We start from the raw sequence: 20,014 nt of genomic DNA, 5'->3' as shown, positions 1-20,014 counted from the left end.
GAATCCATTTAACCGCACGCAGCGGCGATCTTGATCAGCTTGGCGTAGTAGAACCCGTCGTGGCCGCCTTCCTGGGCCAGCAACTGACGACCATGGGGCTGCTTGATGCCGGCCGCCGTGGCAAGGTCCAGTTCACGGGCACCCGGCGTGCGGGCGAGGAAGGCTTCGATGACTTCGGTGTTCTCGGTCGGCAGCGTGGAACAGGTGGCGTACAACAGAATGCCGCCGACCTCCAACGTGCTCCACATGGCGTCGAGTAACTCGCCTTGCAGCAGCGCCAGTGCGGCGAGGTCGTCGGGTTGGCGGGTCAGCTTGATGTCAGGGTGACGACGAATCACGCCGGTGGCCGAACAGGGTGCGTCCAGCAGGATGCGCTGGAACGGCTTGCCGTCCCACCACGCCTGAGTGTCGCGACCGTCGGCGGCAATCAGTTCGGCGCTCAGTTTCAGGCGTTCGAGGTTTTCCCGCACACGCACCAGGCGCTTGGCTTCCAGGTCTACCGCCACGACGCCTGCCAGCTTTGGCTCGGCTTCGAGAATATGGCAGGTTTTACCACCCGGTGCGCAGCAGGCGTCCAGCACCCGTTGGCCCGGTGCCAGATCCAGCAGATCAGCGGCCAGTTGCGCGGCTTCGTCCTGCACGCTGATCCAGCCTTCGGCGAAACCCGGCAGGCCGCGCACGTCGGTGGCCGCTTCGAGGACAATGCCGTCGCGGCTGTATACACACGGCGTCGCGGCGATACCGGCATCCGTCAGCAAACCGAGGTAGGCATCCCGGGTGTGATGGCGACGGTTGACCCGCAGAATCATCGGCGGGTGGGCGTTGTTCGCCGCGCAAATGGCTTCCCACTGCTCTGGCCAGAACGCCTTCAGGGATTTCTGCAACCAGCGCGGGTGGGCGGTGCGCACCACTGGATCACGTTCCAGCTCGGCGAAAATCGTTTCGCTTTCGCGCTGGGCGTTGCGCAGCACAGCGTTGAGCAACGCCTTGGCCCAAGGCTTTTTCAGCTTGTCGGCGCAACCGACGGTTTCACCGATGGCGGCATGGGCCGGGACACGGGTGTAGAGCAACTGATAGAGACCGACCAGCAACAGCGCCTCGACATCGGCGTCGGCGGCCTTGAACGGCTTCTGCAACAGTTTGGCCGCCAGAGCCGACAAACGCGGTTGCCAGCGTGCGGTGCCGAACGCCAGGTCCTGGGTGAAGCCGCGATCACGGTCCTCGACCTTGTCCAGTTGCGTGGGCAGCGAACTGTTGAGCGATGCTTTTCCGTTCAGGACGGCGGCGAGTGCCTTGGCGGCGGCCAGACGCGGATTCATTGAGCGTCCGCCGCTTGACCGAGGACGGTGCCGACGGCGAATTTCTCGCGGCGGCTGTTGAACAGGTCGCTGAAGTTCAACGCTTTGCCGCCGGGCAATTGCAGACGGGTCAGGCACAAGGCCTGTTCGCCGCAGGCGACGATCAGACCGTCTTTGCTGGCGCCGAGGATTTCACCCGGGATGCCTTTGCCTTCGGCGAGGTTCGCGGCCAGCACTTTCAGGGCTTCGCCATTCAAGGTGCTGTGGGTGATTGGCCACGGGTTGAAGGCACGGACCAGGCGCTCCAGCTCAACGGCCGGGCGAGTCCAGTCGATGCGTGCTTCGTCCTTGTTCAATTTGTGTGCGTAGGTGGCCAGGCTGTCGTCCTGGACTTCGCCCTCCAGGGTTCCGGCGGCGAGGCCGGCAATTGCCTGGACCACGGCCGGCGGGCCCATTTCGGCGAGCCGATCGTGCAGGCTGCCGCCAGTGTCTTCGGCACTGATCGGGGTGGTGACCTTGAGCAGCATCGGCCCGGTGTCGAGGCCGGCTTCCATGCGCATCACGGTCACGCCGCTTTCGGCGTCGCCCGCTTCCACGGCGCGCTGGATCGGCGCCGCACCACGCCAGCGTGGCAGCAGCGAGGCGTGGCTGTTGATACAACCCAGGCGCGGAATATCCAGCACTACCTGCGGCAGGATCAGGCCGTAGGCGACCACCACCATCAAGTCCGGTTTCAGCGCAGCCAGTTCCGCTTGTGCGTCTGCGTTACGCAGGGTCGGCGGCTGCAGCACCGGGATGTTGTTTTCAAGCGCCAACTGCTTGACCGGACTCGGCATCAGTTTTTGCCCGCGACCGGCCGGACGATCCGGTTGGGTGTAGACCGCGACGATCTCGTAAGGGCTGCTCAGCAGGGCCTTGAGGTGTTCGGCGGCGAATTCCGGGGTGCCGGCAAAGACAATGCGCAGTGGCTCAGTCATGGGTGATGTCTCTTGAAAAGAAAAAGGCTTGCCGCGGCAAGCCTTTGAAGATGGGCATCAGGCGTTCTGGCGATGAAGCTTTTCCAGTTTCTTCTTGATGCGGTCGCGTTTGAGCGTGGACAGGTAATCGACGAACAATTTGCCGTTGAGGTGGTCGCATTCGTGCTGGATGCACACGGCGAGCAAATCTTCAGCGATCAGTTCGTAAGGCTGTCCGTCGCGGTCCAGCGCCTTGACCTTGACCCGTTGCGGGCGATCGACGTTTTCGTAGAAGCCCGGCACCGACAGGCAGCCTTCCTGATACTGGCCCATCTCGTCGGTCAGCATTTCGAGCTCGGGGTTGATGAACACTCGAGGCTCGGTGCGGTCTTCGGAGAGGTCCATCACGACAATACGTTTGTGCACGTTGACCTGGGTCGCGGCGAGGCCGATGCCAGGCGCTTCATACATTGTTTCAAACATGTCGTCGACCAACTGACGCACTTCGTCGTCCACTACGGCCACTGGCTTGGCGATAGTGCGCAGACGCGGATCAGGGAACTCGAGGATGTTTAAAATGGCCATAAGCTTGATTAGTGCACGTGTGAAGTAAGGTCGGGTCGATGGCCTGGCGGGTCCGAAGAAATGCAGGCTACCGTTGTAAAACGTAGCTCCCTTCTTTTGACAAGCAAGTTTTGACAAGCAAGCCGGGAGCGAGCCACCGAGGGCTCTGGCGTTTCACGCGAACGCATATGATAAAGGGATTCACCGCATGAGGAAATCACTACTCGCCCTGCTGCTCCTGGCTTCGGCAGGTTGGGCACATGGGCAAGTGCAACCCAGGGAAGATATTCCCACCATAAAGCTGTCGCCTCAGGTACGCAGTAGCCCGGTGACCGAGGCTATCCCCGGCATTGCGCTAAAATCGATCAACAGTTTTCTGCTGAGCAACCGCATCGTCGACAAGGCCGAGGATTTCGAAACGGCGCCCTACATTGTCGCCGGCGATGCCGAGCGCGTGCTCAGCGGCACCGGTGACCGCATCTATGCCCGCGGCCATTTCGATCCGGCGCAACCGGTGTACGGCATCTTCCGCGAGGGCAAGGTCTACACCGACCCGCAGAGCAAGGAGTTCCTGGGGATCAACGCCGACGACATCGGCGGCGGTGAGGTCGTGGCCACCGAAGGCGACGTTGCCACCCTGGTATTGCAACGCACGACCCAGGAAGTCCGCCTCGGCGACCGCCTGTTCAGCGGTGAAGAACGCTCGATCAATTCGACTTTCATGCCCAGCGCGCCGGGCACCGAGATCAACGGCTTGATCATCGATGTGCCGCGTGGGGTGACGCAGATCGGCGCACTCGACGTGGTCACGCTGAACAAGGGGCAGCGCGATGGACTGGTCGAAGGCAATGTCCTGGCGGTGATGAAAACCGGTGAAACCGTGCGGGACCGGATCACCGGCCAGCCGTTGAAGATTCCCGATGAGCGCGCGGGTCTGCTGATGGTTTTCCGTACTTACGACAAGCTCAGTTATGGGCTGGTGCTCAACGCCTCGCGCTCGCTGTCGGTGATGGACAAGGTGCGAAATCCCTAAGCTTGCCTCACAAGTTACCAACAGAGTTATCCACAGCTTATTCCCGTTTGTACGGGTGCTCATAGCGATCAAGGATGATCCATGTCGATGCCTACTGTTACACCGGTTTCCCCCGCGGAACTTGAAGCTCGATTACGTCTGCACCGTTTGCCGGAACTCGGTGCTGCGCGTTTCAAGAAGTTGCTCGAAGCCTTCGGCTCGGCATCCAAAGCGCTCAGTGCGCCCGCCAGTGCCTGGCGCGCACTGGGTTTGCCACTGGCCTGTTCCGAGGCCAGACGAAGCGCTGAGATTCGTGACGGCGCCAGCCATGCATTGGCCTGGTTAGAGCGTCCGGCCCAGCATTTACTGATGTGGGACCAACCGGACTACCCGGCACTGCTGGCACAAATCAGCGATGCACCACCGCTGTTATTTGTCGCGGGCAACCCGGGCATTCTCGAAAAACCACAACTGGCGATGGTCGGCAGTCGTCGCGCGTCCAGGCCTGGGATGGACACCGCTGCGGCGTTTTCCCGTAGCCTGGCGGGTGCCGGTTTTGTCATCACCAGCGGCCTGGCCCTGGGCATTGACGCCGCCGCGCACCAGGCCGCGCTGGACGTCGGCGGGCAAACGGTCGGTGTGCTCGGTACGGGGCTCGAGAAGTTTTATCCACAGCGAAATCGACGCCTAGCGGACGCCATGATTGCTTCGGGCAGCGCAGTACTTTCTGAGTTTCCGCTGGATGCGGGCCCCAGCGCCAGCAACTTCCCTCGGCGCAACCGGATCATCAGTGGTTTGTCACTCGGGGTGCTGGTGGTCGAAGCCAGTATCGCCAGCGGTTCACTGATCACCGCGAGGCTGGCGGCGGAACAGGGGCGCGAGGTGTTTGCGATGCCCGGGTCGATCCATCATCCCGGCGCCCGCGGTTGCCATCAGTTGATCCGCGACGGTGCGGTGCTGGTGGAAACCATCGAGCATATCCTCGAAGCCTTGCGCGGCTGGCAACGACTGCCGTTATCCACAGAAACCTGCGCCACTGAATCGACTCACCCACTGCTCAAGCTGCTGCATGCCGCGCCTCACACCAGCGAAGCGCTGGCCGACGCAAGCGGCTGGGCCTTGCCCAAAGTGCTGGTGGCGTTGACGGAACTGGAAATGGACGGTCGTGCCATTTGCGAAAGCGGGCGCTGGTTTGCGCGGGTGAGCTAGGTTTTATAAACAAGATCGGTAAACTGCACAGAGCCTTATTCTGGAGTGTTTTTCATGGTCAACAGTTGGCGTGTGCAACAAGCCGCGCAAGCAATACGCGCCGGGGCGGTGATTGCCTACCCAACCGAAGCAGTCTGGGGCCTGGGTTGCGACCCGTGGGACGAGGAAGCGGTGGAACGTCTGCTGCTGATCAAGGGGCGGTCTGTGGATAAGGGACTAATTCTGGTCGCCGACAACATCCGTCAGTTCGATTTCCTCTTCGAAGACTTCCCCGAATTGTGGATGGACCGCATGGCCAGCACCTGGCCGGGGCCGAACACTTGGTTGGTGCCGCACCAGAACCTGCTGCCGCAGTGGATTACCGGCGTGCATGAAACCGTGGCGCTGCGGGTCAGCGATCACCCGCTGGTGCGGGATTTGTGCGCGCTGGTCGGGCCGCTGGTGTCGACGTCGGCCAACCCGCAGGGGCGCCCGGCGGCACGTACGCGGATTCGCGTCGAGCAGTATTTCCGTGGCCAGGTGGATCTGGTGCTGGGCGGAAACCTGGGCGGACGCAAGAACCCGAGCCTGATTCGCGATCTGGCCACCGGCAACGTCGTGCGCCCGGACTGATACCGAGGTGCTGCCGTTCGCGAGCAGGCTCGCTCCCACAGATTGGCGCATTTCCCTGTGGGAGCGAGCCTGCTCGCGATGGTGTCAGTCAGGGCAACAGGACAACCGAGCCTGTCGTGCGCCGCGCCGACAACTCGGTCTGAGCCTTCGCCGCGTCGGCCAGTGGATAACGCTGGCTGATATCTACGGTCAACTTGCCGCTGATGATCATCTCGAACAATTCATCGGCCATCCGCTGCAGATTTTCGGCATTGTTGGCATAGGTCGCCAGCGTCGGTCGGGTCACGTAGAGCGAGCCCTTGGCGGCAAGAATCCCCAGATTCACTCCGTCCACTGCACCGGAAGCATTACCGAAGCTTACGACCAGCCCGCGCGGTGACACGCTGTCGAGGGACGTCAGCCAGGTGTCCTTGCCGACGCCGTCATAGACCACCGGGACTTTCTTGCCGTCGGTCAATTCCAGCACACGCTGGGCAACGTTTTCATGGCTGTAATCGATGGTCGCCCATGCACCGTTGGCCTTGGCCAGTTCAGCTTTCTCTTTCGAGCTGACAGTGCCGATCAACTTCACGCCCAGCGCCTTGGCCCACTGACAGGCCAGCGAACCGACGCCACCGGCAGCGGCGTGGAACAGAATGGTTTCGCCACCTTTCAGTTCATAGGTCTGGCGCAGCAGATATTGCACGGTCAGGCCTTTGAGCATGACCCCGGCAGCCGTTTCGAAACTGATTTCGTCGGGCAGGTGCACCAGATTGTCCTGGGGCAGCACATGCAATTCGCTGTAGGCGCCCAACGGGCCGCTGCCGTACGCCACGCGATCACCGACCTTGAAGCGGGTGACGCCGCTGCCCACGGCTTCGACAACGCCTGCACCTTCCGCACCGAGGCCGGACGGCAAGGCGGGCGGCGCGTACAGGCCGCTGCGGTAATAGGTATCGATGAAGTTCAGGCCGATCGCCTTGTTGGCCACGCGCACCTGATTCGGGCCGGGCTCAGCGGGTTGGTAATCCACATACTCGAGCACTTCGGGGCCGCCATGGGCGCGGAACTGGATACGCTTTGCCATCAGAACTCTCCATAGGTCGTTTTACCAAGCGCCCTATCGGACTCCTAAGCTTGATCTTCGTCAACTGCGACGGGGCGACATGCGATGGTATGCTACGGGCCCATTTGCGCAGGCCCCGCTCCAATGGAGCGCTGCGTAGTATTGCCCGATTCAAGGTGATGACATGACGACCCGCACCGAGGCCGTAAAAGCCTACCTGCTCGACCTGCAAGACCGTATTTGCGCCGCCCTGGAAGCCGAAGACGGTGGCACGCAATTCGTCGAAGACGCCTGGACCAGGCCGGCCGGCGGTGGCGGTCGCACCCGTGTGATCGAAAATGGCGCAGTGATTGAAAAGGGAGGCGTCAACTTTTCCCACGTCTTCGGCAGTGGTCTGCCACCCTCCGCCAGCGCGCATCGTCCGGAGCTGGCTGGCCGTGGCTTCGAAGCCCTCGGCGTGTCGCTGGTGATTCACCCGCACAACCCGCATGTGCCGACTTCCCACGCCAACGTGCGCTTTTTCATCGCAGAAAAAGAAGGTGAAGAAGCGGTCTGGTGGTTTGGCGGCGGCTTCGACCTGACCCCGTATTACGGCAACGAAGAAGACTGCATCCACTGGCACCGCGTCGCCGAGCAGGCCTGTGCGCCGTTCGGCCCGGAGGTTTACCCGCGTTACAAGGCCTGGTGCGACAGCTACTTCCACATCAAGCATCGTCACGAGCCGCGTGGCATCGGCGGGTTGTTTTTCGACGACCTGAACGAGTGGGACTTCGACACCAGCTTCGCCTTCATGCGCGCTATCGGTGACGCGTACATCGACGCCTACCTGCCGATCGTGCAGCGCCGCAAGAACGATGCGTTCACAGCCAAACAGCGTGAGTTCCAGGAGTTCCGTCGTGGTCGCTACGTTGAATTCAACCTGGTCTATGACCGCGGCACATTGTTCGGCCTGCAGTCGGGTGGTCGCACCGAGTCGATTTTGATGTCCCTGCCGCCGCAAGTGCGCTGGGGCTACGACTGGAAGGCCGAGCCTGGCAGCGAAGAAGCGCGCCTGACCGAGTACTTCCTGCAAGACCGCGATTGGTTGGCCGAGGCCTGAACGAGGAATCCTGATGGACCGTTATGTCGTATTCGGTAACCCGATTGGCCACAGCAAGTCTCCGCTGATCCATCGCCTGTTCGCTGAGCAGACCGCGCAGAAGCTGGACTACAACACGCTGCTGGCACCACTCGACGACTTTTCCACCTGTGCCCGGACGTTTTTCCTCGAAGGGCGCGGCGCCAATGTGACGGTGCCGTTCAAGGAAGAAGCCTTTCGATTGGCGAACAGCCTGACGGCGCGGGCGCAGCGTGCCGGTGCGGTCAATACCTTGAGCAAACTGGCCGATGGCAGTCTGCTGGGCGACAACACCGACGGTGCCGGGCTGGTGCGGGACCTGACGGTCAACGCCGGGTTCAGCCTCAAGGGCAAACGCATCCTGTTGCTCGGTGCTGGAGGCGCGGTGCGTGGTGTGCTGGAGCCGTTGCTGGCCGAGCAACCGGCATCGGTGATCATCGCCAACCGCACACTGGACAAGGCCGAGCTGCTGGCGGAGCTTTTCGCCGATCTGGGGCCGGTCTCGGCCAGCGGTTACGACTGGTTGCAGGAGTCGGTGGACCTGATCATCAATGCGACCTCCGCGAGCCTGACGGGCGATGTGCCGCCGATTGCGCCCAGCCTGATCGAACCCGGCAAAACGGTGTGCTACGACATGATGTACGGCAAGGAGCCGACCTCGTTCTGCCGCTGGGCCAGCGAACACGGGGCGGCGGTGGCGATGGATGGCTTGGGGATGCTGGCCGAGCAAGCGGCGGAAGCGTTCTTCCTGTGGCGCGGAGTGCGCCCGGATACGGCTCCGGTGTTGGCTGAACTTCGCCGGCAGTTGGCCCTATAGATTTCTTTGGTTAACAGATTTTCTGTGGCGAGGGAGCTTGCTCCCGCTGGGCTGCGCAGCAGCCCTAAAACCAGCCATGCGATTTATCTGGCTGAATGCGTTAAACGATTTGCGGGCGCTTCGCACCCTAGCGGGAGCAAGCTCCCTCGCCACAGGGTTGAGCGGCGCTCAAAAGAAGAGTCAATCCTCAAACCGGATCGGGCATTTCTCTGCCCCTTCGAGCTTCCTCAACTCTTCCACCACCTGCGGCCGGGCCCGGCGCAAGGTCAGGCTGCGATCCTGGCGAAGCAGGCGCCGCGCTTCCTGATGCAACATTTCCACCCCTGAATAGTCGATGAAGTTGATCTGCTGCGCCTCGATCACCACGCGCGCGCCGTGCATGCGTTGCAGGCGTACTTGCAGGTAATGGCTGGCACCGAAAAAGATCGAGCCCCCCACCCGTAGAATGTCTTCCTCGCCATCTCGCACGTGCTGCACTCGTGGTTGCGATGTGCGTTTGAGGTAGAAAAAAAGCGAGGCCAGCACACCGGCGTATATTGCCGTCTGCAACTCCAGCAGCAGCGTGGCGACGCAGGTCAGCGCCATGACTACAAATTCGGCGCGGCTGACCCGCAGCAACGCACGAATGCCACGATGGTCAACCAGTCCCCAGGCGATCAACAGAATGCTGCCCGCCATGGCTGGAATCGGTATGTGTTCGATCAGTCGCGCGCCAAAAATGGCGAACAGTGCCACCCACAGTGCGGAAAAATCCCCGCCAACGGCGAACAGGCACCGGCCTCGTAGCTCAGTCCGGAGCGCGTAAAGAACCGGCAGACAAGGATCCGGAAAAAACGCACCGACGATATTCGACAAGCCCTGGGCGCGAACTTCCTGGTTGGCATCGAGCAATTGCTGCGAACGCGCCGAGATCGAGCGGGCAATCGACAGGCTGGTCACCAGCCCGAGCATGCCCACTGCCACGGCGCTGGGCAGCAAGCGCAGGATCAGGTCAAGGTCCAGCGGCAACGGACTGAAGGGCGGCAGCTTGCCGGTGAAGGCACTGACCAGTTGCACATGGCCGAACATGGATGGCCAAAGCCAGACCAGCAGTGCACCCAGCACCAGAGTGATCATCAGCGTCGGCCAGCGTGGCAACCACAGTTTGAGGATCACGCCCACCGCGACCGTCGCCAGCCCCAGCGCCAACGAAGGTTTGTCCATTTCGCCGAGATGGCGCAACAACGAGATGAAGCTACCCAGCGCGGTGGCCTGGCTGGGCAAGTCCAGTCCCAGCAGATTAGGTAATTGACCGATGGCAATCACCACGGCAGCACCCAGGGTGAAGCCGAGTACCACCGAGTGAGAGACGAAATTCACCAGCGCGCCAAACCGCAGCAAACCCAGTAGCCACTGAAAGATGCCGGCAAGAAACGTCAGTAACAGGATCAGCATGACGTAGTCCTGCGACACTGGAACGGCCAGAGGACTGACGCTGGCGTACAGGACAATCGAGATGGCCGCCGTAGGACCGCAGATCAAATGCCACGATGAACCCCAGAGGCAGGCGATCAGCACCGGGATGATTGCCGCGTACAGGCCGTATTCCGGTGGGAGGCCGGCAATCAGCGCGTACGCAATGGATTGCGGCAACGCGAGAATCGCGCCACTGAGGCCGACGATCAGGTCGCGCCCGACACTGGCGCGGGATTGATGGGGCAACCAGGTAAGGAACGGGAAGAGTGAATGGCGGCTTGGCAGGGCCATGGGGCCTCTCGGTCGGGGTTTTGCGAAAGAGTATCAGGACATGACCTGTGGGAGCGGGCTTGCTCGCGAAGGCGGTGGGTCAGACAACATTAATGTCGACTGATCCACCGCCGTCGCGAGCAAGTCGGATCGCCGCACCGCCGCTCCCACAGGTATTGGTTACAACTTGGCTTTGATCACCGGCAACGCATCCTTGCCATCCACAGTCTTCACGCCATCGAGCCACTTATCCAGCACCGCCGGGTTGGCCTTGATCCATGCCTTGGCCGCGTCGGCATTGCTGACCTTGTTGTTCACCACCTCGGCCATGATGCTGTTCTCCATGTCCTGGGTGAAGCTCAGGTTGGTCAGCAGTTTGCCGATGTTCGGGCAGGCCTGTGCATAACCTTTGCGGGTCAGGGTGTGGACGCTGCCGGTGTCACCGAAGTATTTCTCGCCGCCCTTGAGGTAATGCATTTTCAGTTGCACGTTCATCGGGTGCGGGGTCCAGCCGAGGAAGGTCACGAATTTCTGTTTTTTCACCGCGCGGGACACTTCAGCCAGCATTGCCTGCTCGCTGGACTCAACCAGTTTCCACTGGCCCATGTCGAAATCGTTTTTCTTGATGATCTCTTGCAGCGAGATGTTCGCCGGTGCGCCGGAGCCGATGCCGTAGATCTTGCGGTCGAACTTGTCGGCGTATTTGTTCAGGTCGGCAAAGTTATGCACACCCGCGTCCCACACGTAATCCGGAACGGCGAGGGTGAATTCGGTGCCGTCGAGGTTCTTCGCCAATTGCGTGACATCGCCGTTGGCGACGAACTTGTCGTAAAAGCCCTGCTGCGCCGGCATCCAGTTACCCAGGAACACATCGACCTGGCCATCCTTGAGCCCGCCAAAGGTGATCGGCACCGCAAGGGTGTCGACCTTGGCCTTGTAGCCCATGCCGTCCAGCAGAAACCCGGTGATGGCATTGGTTGCGGCGATGTCGCTCCAGCCCGGATCGGCCATCTTCACCGTCTCGCAACTCTGATCGGCAAACACCGATGCACTGCCCAGCGCCAGGAGCCCGACCGTCAGTACTGTGGATAACTTTTGCATGGACTTCCCCTTAACATTATTGGTTTTGGCAGGGTTGTGGATAACGTGCTTTACGCTCCAGATCGTCGAGGTCGATGTGGTTGCGCATGTATTGCTGACTGGCGTCCACCAGCGGCTGGTGATCCCAGCTCTTAAGCTTGCCGAGGGTCAGCGCCTCGGCCACGAAACGCCGGCGTCGCTGGCTGGCGAGCACCTGCTGGTGAATCGCCGGAATATTCCATCTGGCCCGCGCTTCGGCGAGAAAATCGTCGAACAACTGGCGATGTTGCGGCGAGTGGCTGAGTTCTTCTAGTTCATGAGGGTCATTGTGTACGTCGAAGAGCAGGCAAGGATCGTCTTCGCTGTAGATGAATTTGTAGGCCCCTCGGCGGATCATCATCAGCGGGCTGATGGTGCCTTCGGCCATGTATTCGCCAAATACCTCGTCGTGACCGCCCTGCCCTTGCAGGTGTGGAACCAGCGAACGGCCATCCAGCGGCAAGCCCGGTTCCAGCGAGCCACCGGCCAGTTCGACGAACGTCGGTAGCAGGTCGGCGGTCGAAACGCTGGCGCTGACCCGACCGGCACCGAATTGCCCCGGCGCGCTGATCAACAAGGGAACCCGTGCGGCCATTTCGAACCAGTGCATTTTGTACCAGAGCCCGCGCTCGCCGAGCATGTCGCCATGGTCACCGGAAAACACGATGATGGTGTCATCGATCAGTCCGGTATCTTCGAGGGTTTGCAGGAGTTTGCCGATGTTGCTGTCGATATAGCTGCACGCGCCGAAATAGGCGCGGCGGGCGTCGCGTATCTTGTCCACAGGCAGAGGCTTGTCCCACAGGTCATAGACCTTGAGCAAACGTTGCGAGTGAGGATCGAGATCGTACTGCTCCGGCGTCGCAGGCAACGGGATGTCAGCGTCGTCGTACAGATCCCAGAAGGCTTTGGGAATCGTGTACGGGTCGTGCGGGTGAGTCATCGAAACGGTCAGGCAGAACGGCTGGTCGCCATCTTCGCGGATATGGTCGAACAGGTACTGCTGGGCCTTGAACACCACCTCTTCATCAAAATCCAGCTGATTGGTGCGCACACACGGACCGGCTTGCAGCACTGACGACATGTTGTGATACCAGGTCGGGCGCACGTCCGGTTCATCCCAGTTCACCGCCCAGCCGTAGTCGGCGGGGTAAATATCACTGGTCAGGCGTTCTTCGTAGCCATGCAACTGGTCCGGCCCACAGAAATGCATCTTGCCCGACAGGGCGGTGCGGTAGCCGAGGCGACGCAGGTAGTGGGCATAGGTCGGTACGTCGGCAGGGAAATCGGCGGCATTGTCGTAGGCGCCGATCTTGCTCGGCAACTGGCCGCTGACCAGGGTGAAACGCGACGGCGCGCACAGTGGGCTGTTGCAATAAGCCGAGTCGAACACCACGCCTTGGGCGGCGAGGCGGCTGAGATGGGGGAGTTTGACGGGCGATGGGCCGTAGAACGGCAACATAGGCGCGGCCATTTGATCGGCCATGATGAAAAGAATGTTCTTGCGCTTCATGTGATCGCGGCATTCCATAGTGGATGTTTATGCGAGAGTGCTGGCTTCGAGAATGAAACCCACGCACTTTGTGGTAAAGCCCATGCACGGCAATGACTAGGATAAGCACAGCTTATGTATGACACCCTTGGTGACCTGTCACTGGATCTGCTTCGTGCCTTCGAAGCGGCGGCCCGACAGCACAGCTTCACGTCTGCGGCGGTTGAACTGGGCACCACGCAACCGGCCATCAGCCAGCAGATCAAGCGCCTGGAGGAACAGCTGGCGATACGCCTGTTCGACCGCATTTATCGCGGCATCGAACTGACCGAGGCCGGGCAGATACTTTTCGATCAGGTTCAGCTCGGATTGCAGAATATCGACGCAGGATTGAGTGCAATCAGCGCACAGCAACAGCATGAAGTGCTGCAGGTCGCCACCGATTTCGCCTTCGCCGCCTATTGGTTGATGCCGCGATTGCACCGCTTTCACGCGGCCAATCCGCAGGTGGATGTCAGCCTTGTCACCAGTGAACGCAGCCATAACATGCTACGTACCGATATCGATGTGGCGGTGCTGTTCGGCGATGGCCGCTTCAAGCAGGGTGAAAGCCACTGGCTGTTCAGCGAGGAAGTGTTTCCGGTGTGCAGCCCGCAGTTGTTGAGCGAGCGGACCTTGCCCTTGCCGGCCCAGGCATTGCTGGAGTTTCCGTTGCTGCACCTGCGCGGGGAACACAGCAGTAACTGGTTCGACTGGAGTGGTGTATTCCGCGAGCTGGGCATCACCTCGGCCCCGGCGCCCGGGCAATTGCGCTTCGACAATTACACCTTGCTGATTCAGGCCGCGATTGGCGGCCAGGGCGTGGCCATTGGCTGGCGCCACCTTGTGGATAACTTGCTGGCCCAAGGGTTGTTGTGCCGACCGATTGCCGAATCCGCGATGTCCAGGCTGGGCTACTACGTGGTCCTGCCCCAGCGCAAACGGCGCGGAGCATTGATCCAGCAGTTTGTGGATTGGTTGATGGCCGAGCAGGCCGGCAGTGCGCAATCGCTCAACGGCCTGACGCTGCCGTCCATTGCGGTTTAGCTGTCGGTGGCGATGAAATTGACGTGCTCGCCGATGTGCAGCTTCAGGTGCAATTCATCGGCAATGCCCACGGCGGTGCGGGCCAGCCGTCCGAGCGGTTCGGCCAGCCCCGGCTCGGGGTTGCCACCGATTTGGGCAAAATGTTCGATGGTCAGCCCCGGTACCCCGCGCGGTTCGTTAACCAGCGTCCACTGCAAAGGACTGCTTTGCAGTGCCTCGCGGATTTCCTCGGCCGCGTGACGTTGCAAGCTGTCCTCGGTTTCCGGATCGTCCAGCACGTCGAAATCACCCACCACAAACAATCGGGCGATTTTTGCTGCCTGCATGCCATCGATTAGCGCATCCACTGCCAGTACCTGCTCGACCGGGCCCGGCACGATGTTTTTTTCTACGTGTTCGCTGTTGAACGGTAAGCCTGGAGCGTCCAGTAAGCAGACGACCACGGAGCTGCCGGCCACACTCTGCTTGACCCGTTGCGCGTCGAACAGGTCGCCAGTCTTGGTGCGCAGCCCCGGACGGGGTGCCAGCGCATTGAGGTCATCGAGAATTGCGATCACTTCATGCTGGCGCCGCAGCATTTCAGCCATCAGCGCACTGCCCAGGCTACTCATGGCACCATAAAGCACCACTTTCACGACGGGGGTTTCGGCATTTTTCATGGCTGGGCTTCCTGTTTTCCAGCGTCTATATGACGTTTGACCCGCAGGAAACGGCTAGGGTTCGAACAGCTTACAGAGGGATTCAGATGCAGCAGATCACTGGCTATCACGCCCATGTTTACTTCGATGCCGACTCAATCGGGCAGGCGCGGGCCTTGTGTGAACAGGCCGCGCAATTGTTTCCACTGAAAATGGGCCGCGTGCACGAGCGTCCGGTCGGTCCGCACCCGGACTGGAGCTGCCAGTTGGCGTTCGAGCCGCCGGTGCTGGGCGACGTGCTGCCGTGGCTGGCGCTCAACCGCAAGGGGCTGGTGGTGTTCCTGCACCCGGACACCGGCGACGATTTGCTTGACCACACCGAGCATGCGATCTGGATGGGCGCGATCCGGCCGCTGGACCTGTCTGTTTTTTGATCAGAGTGTTTCTTCAGCCTCACTGGGCAAGTGTTCGTCCAGATGCAGCCACGGCAGGCGGCTGTCGGTCCAGATGTGCCGCTCGGCCGGTGCTTGCTCGGGATGATCGAGGGTGGCGATAGTCAGGTCGATGCTGTCCGGGCTCAGGTGCGTCACCACTGCCAGTTGCGCCCCACAGTGGCCGCAGAAATATCGTGCGCAGGTGGATGAAGAGTCGTACCGCGATGGCGTCCCGGCCAGCCATTGAAAGGCGGATGTCGGTACGGTGATCCAGGTGGTCACGATGCCGCCGCTGACCCGTCGGCAAATAGAGCAATGGCAGTGGACAATATCGCGCAGTGGCCCGCTGAATTGATAGCGCAGTTGCCCGCAGTGGCAGCCGCCGGTGTGAAGTTCGCCCATGTCTCGACCTCCCGCCCTGTGTTCAGGGGCTTGAAACCCAATCCGACGATCGGTTGCACATCCGGTCCTTGCTTTCATTGGCGAAAGCTGGCTGAAAGCTTCCCCGATTAGGATCGCCGCCACTACCGGCAAAAGACCGGTGGCCAATGCAAGCGTTCGATTGCTTGCCAGGCCCATTTAACAACAACAATGGTGATTCTGATGTCCTCCTCTACCCGCCGCTTCGCTGTAACTCCGTCCGTACGTCCCGTGCTTCCCGTACTGCGCTGATCTCGCCCGATCCGCCCATTTCCTAGTCGCGCTACGCCTGGAGTATTCCCATGCTGACTTTCCTTGGCTTCGCCATGGTCATCACGTTCATGTTCCTGATCATGACCAAGCGCCTTTCCGCGCTGATCGCCCTGATCATCATTCCGATCATCTTCGCCCTGTTCGGCGGTTTTTCGCCGAAAATCGGCCCTATGATGCTCGAAGGCATCACCAAGCTTGCGCCAACCGGCGTGATGCTGATGTTCGCAATCCTGTACTTCGCCCTGATGATCGACTCCGGCCTGTTCGACCCGGCCGTGCGCAAGATCCTCAAACTGGTCAAGGGCGACCCGCTGAAAGTTTCGGTCGGCACCGCCGTTCTGGCGCTCGTCGTTTCCCTCGATGGTGACGGCGCGACCACTTATATGATCTGCGTGGCCGCCATGCTGCCGCTCTACAGCCGTATCGGCATGAGCCCGCGGATCATGGCCGGTCTGATCATCCTCGCCGGTGGCGTGATGAACATGACCCCATGGGGCGGCCCGACCGCTCGCGCTGCCAGTGCGTTGCATGTGGACCCGTCCGAGATCTTCGTACCGATGATTCCTGCGATGCTGGCCGGTGTGGTGGCGATCCTGGTCATTGCCTACTTCTACGGCAAGCGTGAGCGTGCACGCCTGGGTGAGCTGCACCTGGTGGGCGATGAAATCGACCACAGCGAAATCAGCGTTTCGCAGTTCCCGGATGCCCGTCGTCCGAAGCTGATCTGGTTCAACGGCGCCCTGACCCTGGCCCTGATGTGCACCCTGATCGCCGGCCTGCTGCCGTTGCCGGTGCTGTTCATGGTGGCGTTCAGTATCGCCATGATCGTCAACTATCCTTGCCTGCAACAGCAGAAGGATCGCGTCGCGGCTCACGCCGGTAGCGTGCTGGCCGTGGTCGGGCTGATCTTTGCGGCCGGTATCTTCACCGGTATCCTGACCGGCACCGGGATGGTCGATGCGATGTCGAAAAGCCTGCTGGCGGTGATTCCGGATTTCCTCGGCCCGTATATGGCAGTGATCACTGCGCTGGTGAGCATGCCGTTCACCTTCTTCATGTCGAACGATGCATTTTATTACGGCGTGTTACCGGTACTTGCCGAAGCCGCGAGCCATTACGGTATAACCGCGGTGGAAATGGCACGTGCCTCGATCGTCGGTCAGCCCGTCCACCTGTTGAGCCCGCTGGTTCCATCGACCTACCTGTTGGTGGCCCTGGCCGGCATCGATTTCGGTGACCACCAGCGCTTCACTCTCAAGTGGGCAGTGCTGGTTTGTATCTGCATACTGATTGCTGCGCTGCTGTTGGGGACTTTCCCGGTGTTCAGCACTCTATAAGCTCAAGACTCACCACTTCGGGTCCAGGCTTCAATGTTTGAAGCCCGGGCCCGAAGTGGTTTAACAATCGCTCAAAGGAAAACACATGGAATGGCTGACCAACCCTGAAATCTGGGTTGCCTTCTTCACCCTGACCGCCCTGGAAATCGTCCTGGGTATCGATAACATCATCATGATTTCGATCCTGGTCAGCCGCATGCCCAAACACATGCAGGCGCGCACCCGGATTTTCGGTCTGGCGCTGGCCATGGTCACGCGAATCCTGTTGTTGCTGTCGATCACGTGGGTCATGCGACTCACGGCGGACCTGTTCGTGGTGTTCGGTCAGGGTATTTCCGGGCGAGACCTGATCCTGTTCTTCGGTGGTCTGTTCCTGCTGTGGAAGAGCTCGCAAGAGATGTACCACGCGCTGGAAGGTGAAGACGAAACCAACGAAGAGCCTTCGGGCAAGGGCGGCAACTTCCTCTACACCATCATTCAGATCGCGATCATCGACATCGTGTTCTCCCTGGACTCGGTGATCACCGCGGTCGGCATGGTCTCCCATGTTCCGGTCATGGTCGCTGCAATCATCGTGGCGGTGCTGGTGATGATGTGGGCATCCGGCACCATCAGTGAGTTCATCGACAAGCACCCATCGCTGAAAATGCTGGCCCTGTCGTTCCTGTTGATCGTCGGTACGGTGCTGATTGCCGAATCCTTCGACGTGCACGTGCCAAAAGGCTACGTCTACTTCGCCATGGCGTTCTCGCTGGCAGTGGAAGCGATCAACATCAGGATGCGCACAGCCATTGCAAACAAGAAGGCGCAGCAGGCTCCGGTGAAACTGCGCAAGGATATTCCGGGCCAGTAACCCGAAAGCGCTAACTACGCAAAACCTGTGGGAGCGAGCCTGCTCGCGATGGCGGTCGGTCAGTCAACATCGATGTTGAACCTGATGGCCTCATCGCGAGCAGGCTGGCTCCCACTTTGTTTTGGGCTGGTTGCATGAAGCGGATTTCATGACGGTTTTGTTTCAATCACTTCTTTGGCTATGCGATGCTGGCGCGCAGGCCGTTAGCCAACTACAGCTTAAGTACAGAACGTAGAACGTCGCGCGGCACCGTCAACTTGCTCCTTTGGGGCGCTACACCACAGGGGGCCGGTATGCTCACCCTGCTCAATTTGCTTTCTGCCGTGGCCCTGCTGATCTGGGGCACGCACATCGTCCGAACCGGCATCCTGCGGGTCTACGGTACCAATCTGCGCCATGTCATTGGCCGTAACATGTCCAACCGCTGGCTGGCTTTCGTCTCCGGGATCGTCGTGACGGCGATGGTCCAGAGCAGCAACGCCACCGCCATGCTGGTCACTTCCTTTGTCGGCCAGGGCCTGATGGCGCTTACGCCGGCACTCATTACCATGCTTGGTGCCGATGTCGGTACGGCGCTGATGGCGCGGGTGCTGACGTTCGATCTGTCGTGGCTGTCGCCGCTGCTGATTTTTGTCGGGGTGATTTTCTTTCTGTCGCGCAAGCAGACCCGACTCGGGCAGATGGGCCGTGTCGCCATTGGCTTGGGCTTGATCATTCTGGCGCTGCAACTGATTGTCGAAGCGGCGCACCCGATTACTCATGCCAAAGGGGTGAAGGTGATTTTCGCCTCGCTCACCGGCGACATCCTGCTTGACGCCCTGGTTGGCGCGCTGTTCGCGATGATGTCCTATTCCAGCCTGGCCGCTGTGCTGCTGACCGCGACCCTGGCGGGTGCCAATGTGATCAGCCTGCCGGTGGCCATCGGGCTGGTGATCGGCGCCAATATCGGCAGCGGCGTACTCGCCTTCCTCAGCACCAGCATGCAGAACGCCGCCGGGCGCCAGGTGGCGTTGGGCAGCCTGCTGTACAAGCTGATTGGTCTTTTATTGATCATTCCCGTACTCGATCCGTTGGTGCACTGGCTGGATGGTCTCGATTTCAGCCCTCAGGAAATGGTCATTGGCTTTCACCTGCTCTACAACACCGTGCGTTGCCTGATCCTGTTGCCCAGTGTCGGGCCGATGGCCAGGTTTTGTGCCTGGGTGCTACCAGAGCGCCCTCAGGCCAACGGCATGGCCAAACCACGGCACCTTGACCCCACGGCGTTGGTCACCCCCGGTTTGGCGCTGGCCAACGCGGCCCGGGAAATCCTGCGCATGGGCGACCTGATCGACAGCATGCTTGAAGCCATGCTCGACGTTTTGCGCGGCAAGCAAACCGCCGTCACCCAGGAAATGCGGCGCCTGACCGACGATGTCGAAGCACTGTACAGCGCGATCAAATTGTATCTGGCGCAAATGCCCCGGGAAGATCTCAGCGATCAGGACAGCCGACGCTGGGCGGAAATCATCGAACTGGCGATTAACCTGAAACTCGCCAGCGACTTGATCGAACGCATGCTGCGCAAGGTCCAGCAGCAGAAAACCTCGCAGCGTCGGTCGTTTTCCGAAGTCGGGCTGGACGAATTGACCGGGCTGCAGACTCAGTTGATTTCCAATTTGCGGCTAGGGATGTCGGTGTTTCTCAGTGGTGACCCGGAAAGTGCCCGCCAGCTGGTGCGTGAAAAGCGTCGTTTCCGCGCACAGGAACGGCGCCTGGCCCATGCTCATGTCAGCCGCTTGCAACGTAAAATCGTGCAAAGTATCGAAACCAGTTCGCTGCACCTGGAGCTGATCGCCGACATGAAACGTCTGAATTCGCTGTTTTGCAGCAGTGCCTACGTGGTGCTGGAAACATCCGACACCGGCGCACTGATGGTCGACGATTTGACTGACATTACTCATTCACCCTGAACGTCCACCGTTGCCTGAAGTCTGTTGAACTTACGCTAGCCGTACGGAAGCTCGT

Annotated in this window: 19 protein-coding genes; 10 read left to right on the top strand and 9 right to left on the bottom strand. The window is 60.6% G+C overall.

Features of this window, described 5'->3' with window-relative positions:
• Nucleotides 1-8: 8 nt before the first annotated feature.
• The 3 genes from rsmB to def are packed head-to-tail and all read right to left on the bottom strand — an operon-like array spanning nt 9 to nt 2,839.
• Complete coding sequence (gene rsmB / locus RS887_RS27435; RefSeq protein WP_322617838.1) at nt 9-1,319, bottom strand: 16S rRNA (cytosine(967)-C(5))-methyltransferase RsmB; 1,311 nt, start codon at nt 1,317-1,319, stop codon at nt 9-11.
• A complete protein-coding gene (gene fmt, locus RS887_RS27430; RefSeq protein ID WP_322617837.1) occupies nt 1,316-2,275 on the bottom strand; it encodes a methionyl-tRNA formyltransferase in 960 nt (319 codons plus the stop codon). The genes rsmB and fmt overlap by 4 nt, the downstream gene beginning before the upstream one ends.
• A 57-nt stretch (nt 2,276-2,332) precedes the next feature.
• Nucleotides 2,333-2,839: a peptide deformylase gene (def, locus tag RS887_RS27425; protein WP_322617836.1), complete on the bottom strand. Its 507-nt coding sequence runs from the start codon at nt 2,837-2,839 to the stop codon at nt 2,333-2,335.
• Nucleotides 2,840-3,026: 187 nt separating this feature from the next.
• On the opposite strand from def, the gene RS887_RS27420 reads away from it, so the two are divergent.
• From RS887_RS27420 to RS887_RS27410, 3 genes are all read left to right on the top strand, one after another.
• On the top strand, nt 3,027-3,851 hold the full coding sequence (locus RS887_RS27420) for a peptidoglycan-binding protein (RefSeq protein ID WP_322617835.1): 825 nt from the start codon (nt 3,027-3,029) through the stop codon (nt 3,849-3,851).
• An 81-nt stretch (nt 3,852-3,932) separates the two neighbouring features.
• Nucleotides 3,933-5,039: a DNA-processing protein DprA gene (gene dprA / locus RS887_RS27415; RefSeq protein ID WP_322617834.1), complete on the top strand. Its 1,107-nt coding sequence runs from the start codon at nt 3,933-3,935 to the stop codon at nt 5,037-5,039.
• A 54-nt stretch (nt 5,040-5,093) separates the two neighbouring features.
• The gene (locus RS887_RS27410) at nt 5,094-5,651 is read left to right on the top strand and encodes an L-threonylcarbamoyladenylate synthase (protein ID WP_322617833.1); all 558 of its coding nucleotides are present in this window, start codon (nt 5,094-5,096) and stop codon (nt 5,649-5,651) included.
• Between the two features lie 88 nt (nt 5,652-5,739).
• On the opposite strand, the gene RS887_RS27405 is transcribed toward RS887_RS27410, so the two are convergent.
• Nucleotides 5,740-6,717: an NADPH:quinone reductase gene (locus RS887_RS27405; RefSeq protein WP_322617832.1), complete on the bottom strand. Its 978-nt coding sequence runs from the start codon at nt 6,715-6,717 to the stop codon at nt 5,740-5,742.
• A gap of 163 nt (nt 6,718-6,880) precedes the next feature.
• Between RS887_RS27405 and hemF the strand changes: the two genes are divergently transcribed.
• On the top strand, nt 6,881-7,795 hold the full coding sequence (gene hemF / locus RS887_RS27400) for an oxygen-dependent coproporphyrinogen oxidase (RefSeq protein WP_322617831.1): 915 nt from the start codon (nt 6,881-6,883) through the stop codon (nt 7,793-7,795).
• A 13-nt stretch (nt 7,796-7,808) separates the two neighbouring features.
• Nucleotides 7,809-8,630, top strand: coding sequence for a shikimate dehydrogenase (aroE, locus tag RS887_RS27395; protein ID WP_322617830.1), 822 nt, complete (start codon nt 7,809-7,811; stop codon nt 8,628-8,630).
• 180 nt (nt 8,631-8,810) lie between these two features.
• Here aroE and RS887_RS27390 read toward each other — a convergent pair whose 3' ends face one another.
• The 3 genes from RS887_RS27390 to betC all read right to left on the bottom strand — a co-directional run bounded on the left by RS887_RS27390 (nt 8,811) and on the right by betC (nt 12,987).
• Nucleotides 8,811-10,376 carry a SulP family inorganic anion transporter gene (locus RS887_RS27390; RefSeq protein ID WP_322617829.1) on the bottom strand — a complete coding sequence of 522 codons (1,566 nt, stop codon included), beginning with the start codon at nt 10,374-10,376 and terminating at the stop codon, nt 8,811-8,813.
• Nucleotides 10,377-10,535: 159 nt separating this feature from the next.
• On the bottom strand, nt 10,536-11,456 hold the full coding sequence (choX, locus tag RS887_RS27385; protein WP_322617828.1) for a choline ABC transporter substrate-binding protein: 921 nt from the start codon (nt 11,454-11,456) through the stop codon (nt 10,536-10,538).
• 16 nt (nt 11,457-11,472) lie between these two features.
• The gene (gene betC / locus RS887_RS27380) at nt 11,473-12,987 is read right to left on the bottom strand and encodes a choline-sulfatase (RefSeq protein ID WP_322617827.1); all 1,515 of its coding nucleotides are present in this window, start codon (nt 12,985-12,987) and stop codon (nt 11,473-11,475) included.
• Nucleotides 12,988-13,101: 114 nt separating this feature from the next.
• Here betC and RS887_RS27375 point away from each other — a divergent pair, with 114 nt between their 5' ends.
• The gene (locus RS887_RS27375) at nt 13,102-14,052 is read left to right on the top strand and encodes a choline sulfate utilization transcriptional regulator (protein WP_322617826.1); all 951 of its coding nucleotides are present in this window, start codon (nt 13,102-13,104) and stop codon (nt 14,050-14,052) included.
• On the opposite strand, the gene RS887_RS27370 is transcribed toward RS887_RS27375, so the two are convergent.
• Nucleotides 14,049-14,711: an NAD(P)-dependent oxidoreductase gene (locus RS887_RS27370; protein WP_322617825.1), complete on the bottom strand. Its 663-nt coding sequence runs from the start codon at nt 14,709-14,711 to the stop codon at nt 14,049-14,051. The two genes, RS887_RS27375 and RS887_RS27370, sit on opposite strands and share 4 nt — an antisense overlap.
• An 86-nt stretch (nt 14,712-14,797) precedes the next feature.
• Here RS887_RS27370 and RS887_RS27365 point away from each other — a divergent pair, with 86 nt between their 5' ends.
• Nucleotides 14,798-15,124 (top strand): DOPA 4,5-dioxygenase family protein, encoded by a 327-nt coding sequence (locus tag RS887_RS27365; RefSeq protein ID WP_322617824.1) that lies wholly within the window; start codon nt 14,798-14,800, stop codon nt 15,122-15,124.
• Here RS887_RS27365 and RS887_RS27360 read toward each other — a convergent pair whose 3' ends face one another.
• The gene (locus tag RS887_RS27360) at nt 15,125-15,526 is read right to left on the bottom strand and encodes a GFA family protein (protein WP_322617823.1); all 402 of its coding nucleotides are present in this window, start codon (nt 15,524-15,526) and stop codon (nt 15,125-15,127) included.
• A gap of 320 nt (nt 15,527-15,846) precedes the next feature.
• Between RS887_RS27360 and RS887_RS27355 the strand changes: the two genes are divergently transcribed.
• The 3 genes from RS887_RS27355 (at nt 15,847) to RS887_RS27345 (ending at nt 19,959) form a co-directional block, all read left to right on the top strand.
• On the top strand, nt 15,847-17,154 hold the full coding sequence (locus tag RS887_RS27355; RefSeq protein ID WP_008018411.1) for a CitMHS family transporter: 1,308 nt from the start codon (nt 15,847-15,849) through the stop codon (nt 17,152-17,154).
• A gap of 85 nt (nt 17,155-17,239) precedes the next feature.
• Entirely contained in the window at nt 17,240-18,007 is a 768-nt protein-coding gene (locus RS887_RS27350; RefSeq protein ID WP_322617822.1) for a TerC family protein, read from the top strand.
• Between the two features lie 293 nt (nt 18,008-18,300).
• The gene (locus RS887_RS27345) at nt 18,301-19,959 is read left to right on the top strand and encodes a Na/Pi cotransporter family protein (RefSeq protein ID WP_322617821.1); all 1,659 of its coding nucleotides are present in this window, start codon (nt 18,301-18,303) and stop codon (nt 19,957-19,959) included.
• Nucleotides 19,960-20,014 lie beyond the last annotated feature (55 nt).

Source organism: Pseudomonas sp. BIC9C (assembly GCF_034541995.1).
Lineage (GTDB): Bacteria > Pseudomonadota > Gammaproteobacteria > Pseudomonadales > Pseudomonadaceae > Aquipseudomonas > Aquipseudomonas fluorescens_CC.
Note: the sequence above shows the minus strand (reverse complement) of the source record. Positions and strands in the feature narration are given on the sequence as shown.

Excerpts from the sequence above, each read along its gene's own strand:
- RS887_RS27410 (WP_322617833.1), top strand. The coding sequence starts at position 5,094 with ATGGTCAACAGTTGGCGTGTGCAACAAGCCGCGCAAGCAATACGCGCC.
- choX (WP_322617828.1), bottom strand. The coding sequence starts at position 11,456 with ATGCAAAAGTTATCCACAGTACTGACGGTCGGGCTCCTGGCGCTGGGC.
- RS887_RS27345 (WP_322617821.1), top strand. The coding sequence starts at position 18,301 with ATGCTCACCCTGCTCAATTTGCTTTCTGCCGTGGCCCTGCTGATCTGG.
- RS887_RS27370 (WP_322617825.1), bottom strand. The coding sequence starts at position 14,711 with ATGAAAAATGCCGAAACCCCCGTCGTGAAAGTGGTGCTTTATGGTGCC.
- RS887_RS27365 (WP_322617824.1), top strand. The coding sequence starts at position 14,798 with ATGCAGCAGATCACTGGCTATCACGCCCATGTTTACTTCGATGCCGAC.
- RS887_RS27390 (WP_322617829.1), bottom strand. The coding sequence starts at position 10,376 with ATGGCCCTGCCAAGCCGCCATTCACTCTTCCCGTTCCTTACCTGGTTG.
- RS887_RS27405 (WP_322617832.1), bottom strand. The coding sequence starts at position 6,717 with ATGGCAAAGCGTATCCAGTTCCGCGCCCATGGCGGCCCCGAAGTGCTC.
- RS887_RS27420 (WP_322617835.1), top strand. The coding sequence starts at position 3,027 with ATGAGGAAATCACTACTCGCCCTGCTGCTCCTGGCTTCGGCAGGTTGG.
- def (WP_322617836.1), bottom strand. The coding sequence starts at position 2,839 with ATGGCCATTTTAAACATCCTCGAGTTCCCTGATCCGCGTCTGCGCACT.
- RS887_RS27375 (WP_322617826.1), top strand. The coding sequence starts at position 13,102 with ATGTATGACACCCTTGGTGACCTGTCACTGGATCTGCTTCGTGCCTTC.
- RS887_RS27350 (WP_322617822.1), top strand. The coding sequence starts at position 17,240 with ATGGAATGGCTGACCAACCCTGAAATCTGGGTTGCCTTCTTCACCCTG.
- dprA (WP_322617834.1), top strand. The coding sequence starts at position 3,933 with ATGTCGATGCCTACTGTTACACCGGTTTCCCCCGCGGAACTTGAAGCT.
- RS887_RS27355 (WP_008018411.1), top strand. The coding sequence starts at position 15,847 with ATGCTGACTTTCCTTGGCTTCGCCATGGTCATCACGTTCATGTTCCTG.
- betC (WP_322617827.1), bottom strand. The coding sequence starts at position 12,987 with ATGAAGCGCAAGAACATTCTTTTCATCATGGCCGATCAAATGGCCGCG.
- aroE (WP_322617830.1), top strand. The coding sequence starts at position 7,809 with ATGGACCGTTATGTCGTATTCGGTAACCCGATTGGCCACAGCAAGTCT.
- hemF (WP_322617831.1), top strand. The coding sequence starts at position 6,881 with ATGACGACCCGCACCGAGGCCGTAAAAGCCTACCTGCTCGACCTGCAA.
- rsmB (WP_322617838.1), bottom strand. The coding sequence starts at position 1,319 with ATGAATCCGCGTCTGGCCGCCGCCAAGGCACTCGCCGCCGTCCTGAAC.
- RS887_RS27360 (WP_322617823.1), bottom strand. The coding sequence starts at position 15,526 with ATGGGCGAACTTCACACCGGCGGCTGCCACTGCGGGCAACTGCGCTAT.
- fmt (WP_322617837.1), bottom strand. The coding sequence starts at position 2,275 with ATGACTGAGCCACTGCGCATTGTCTTTGCCGGCACCCCGGAATTCGCC.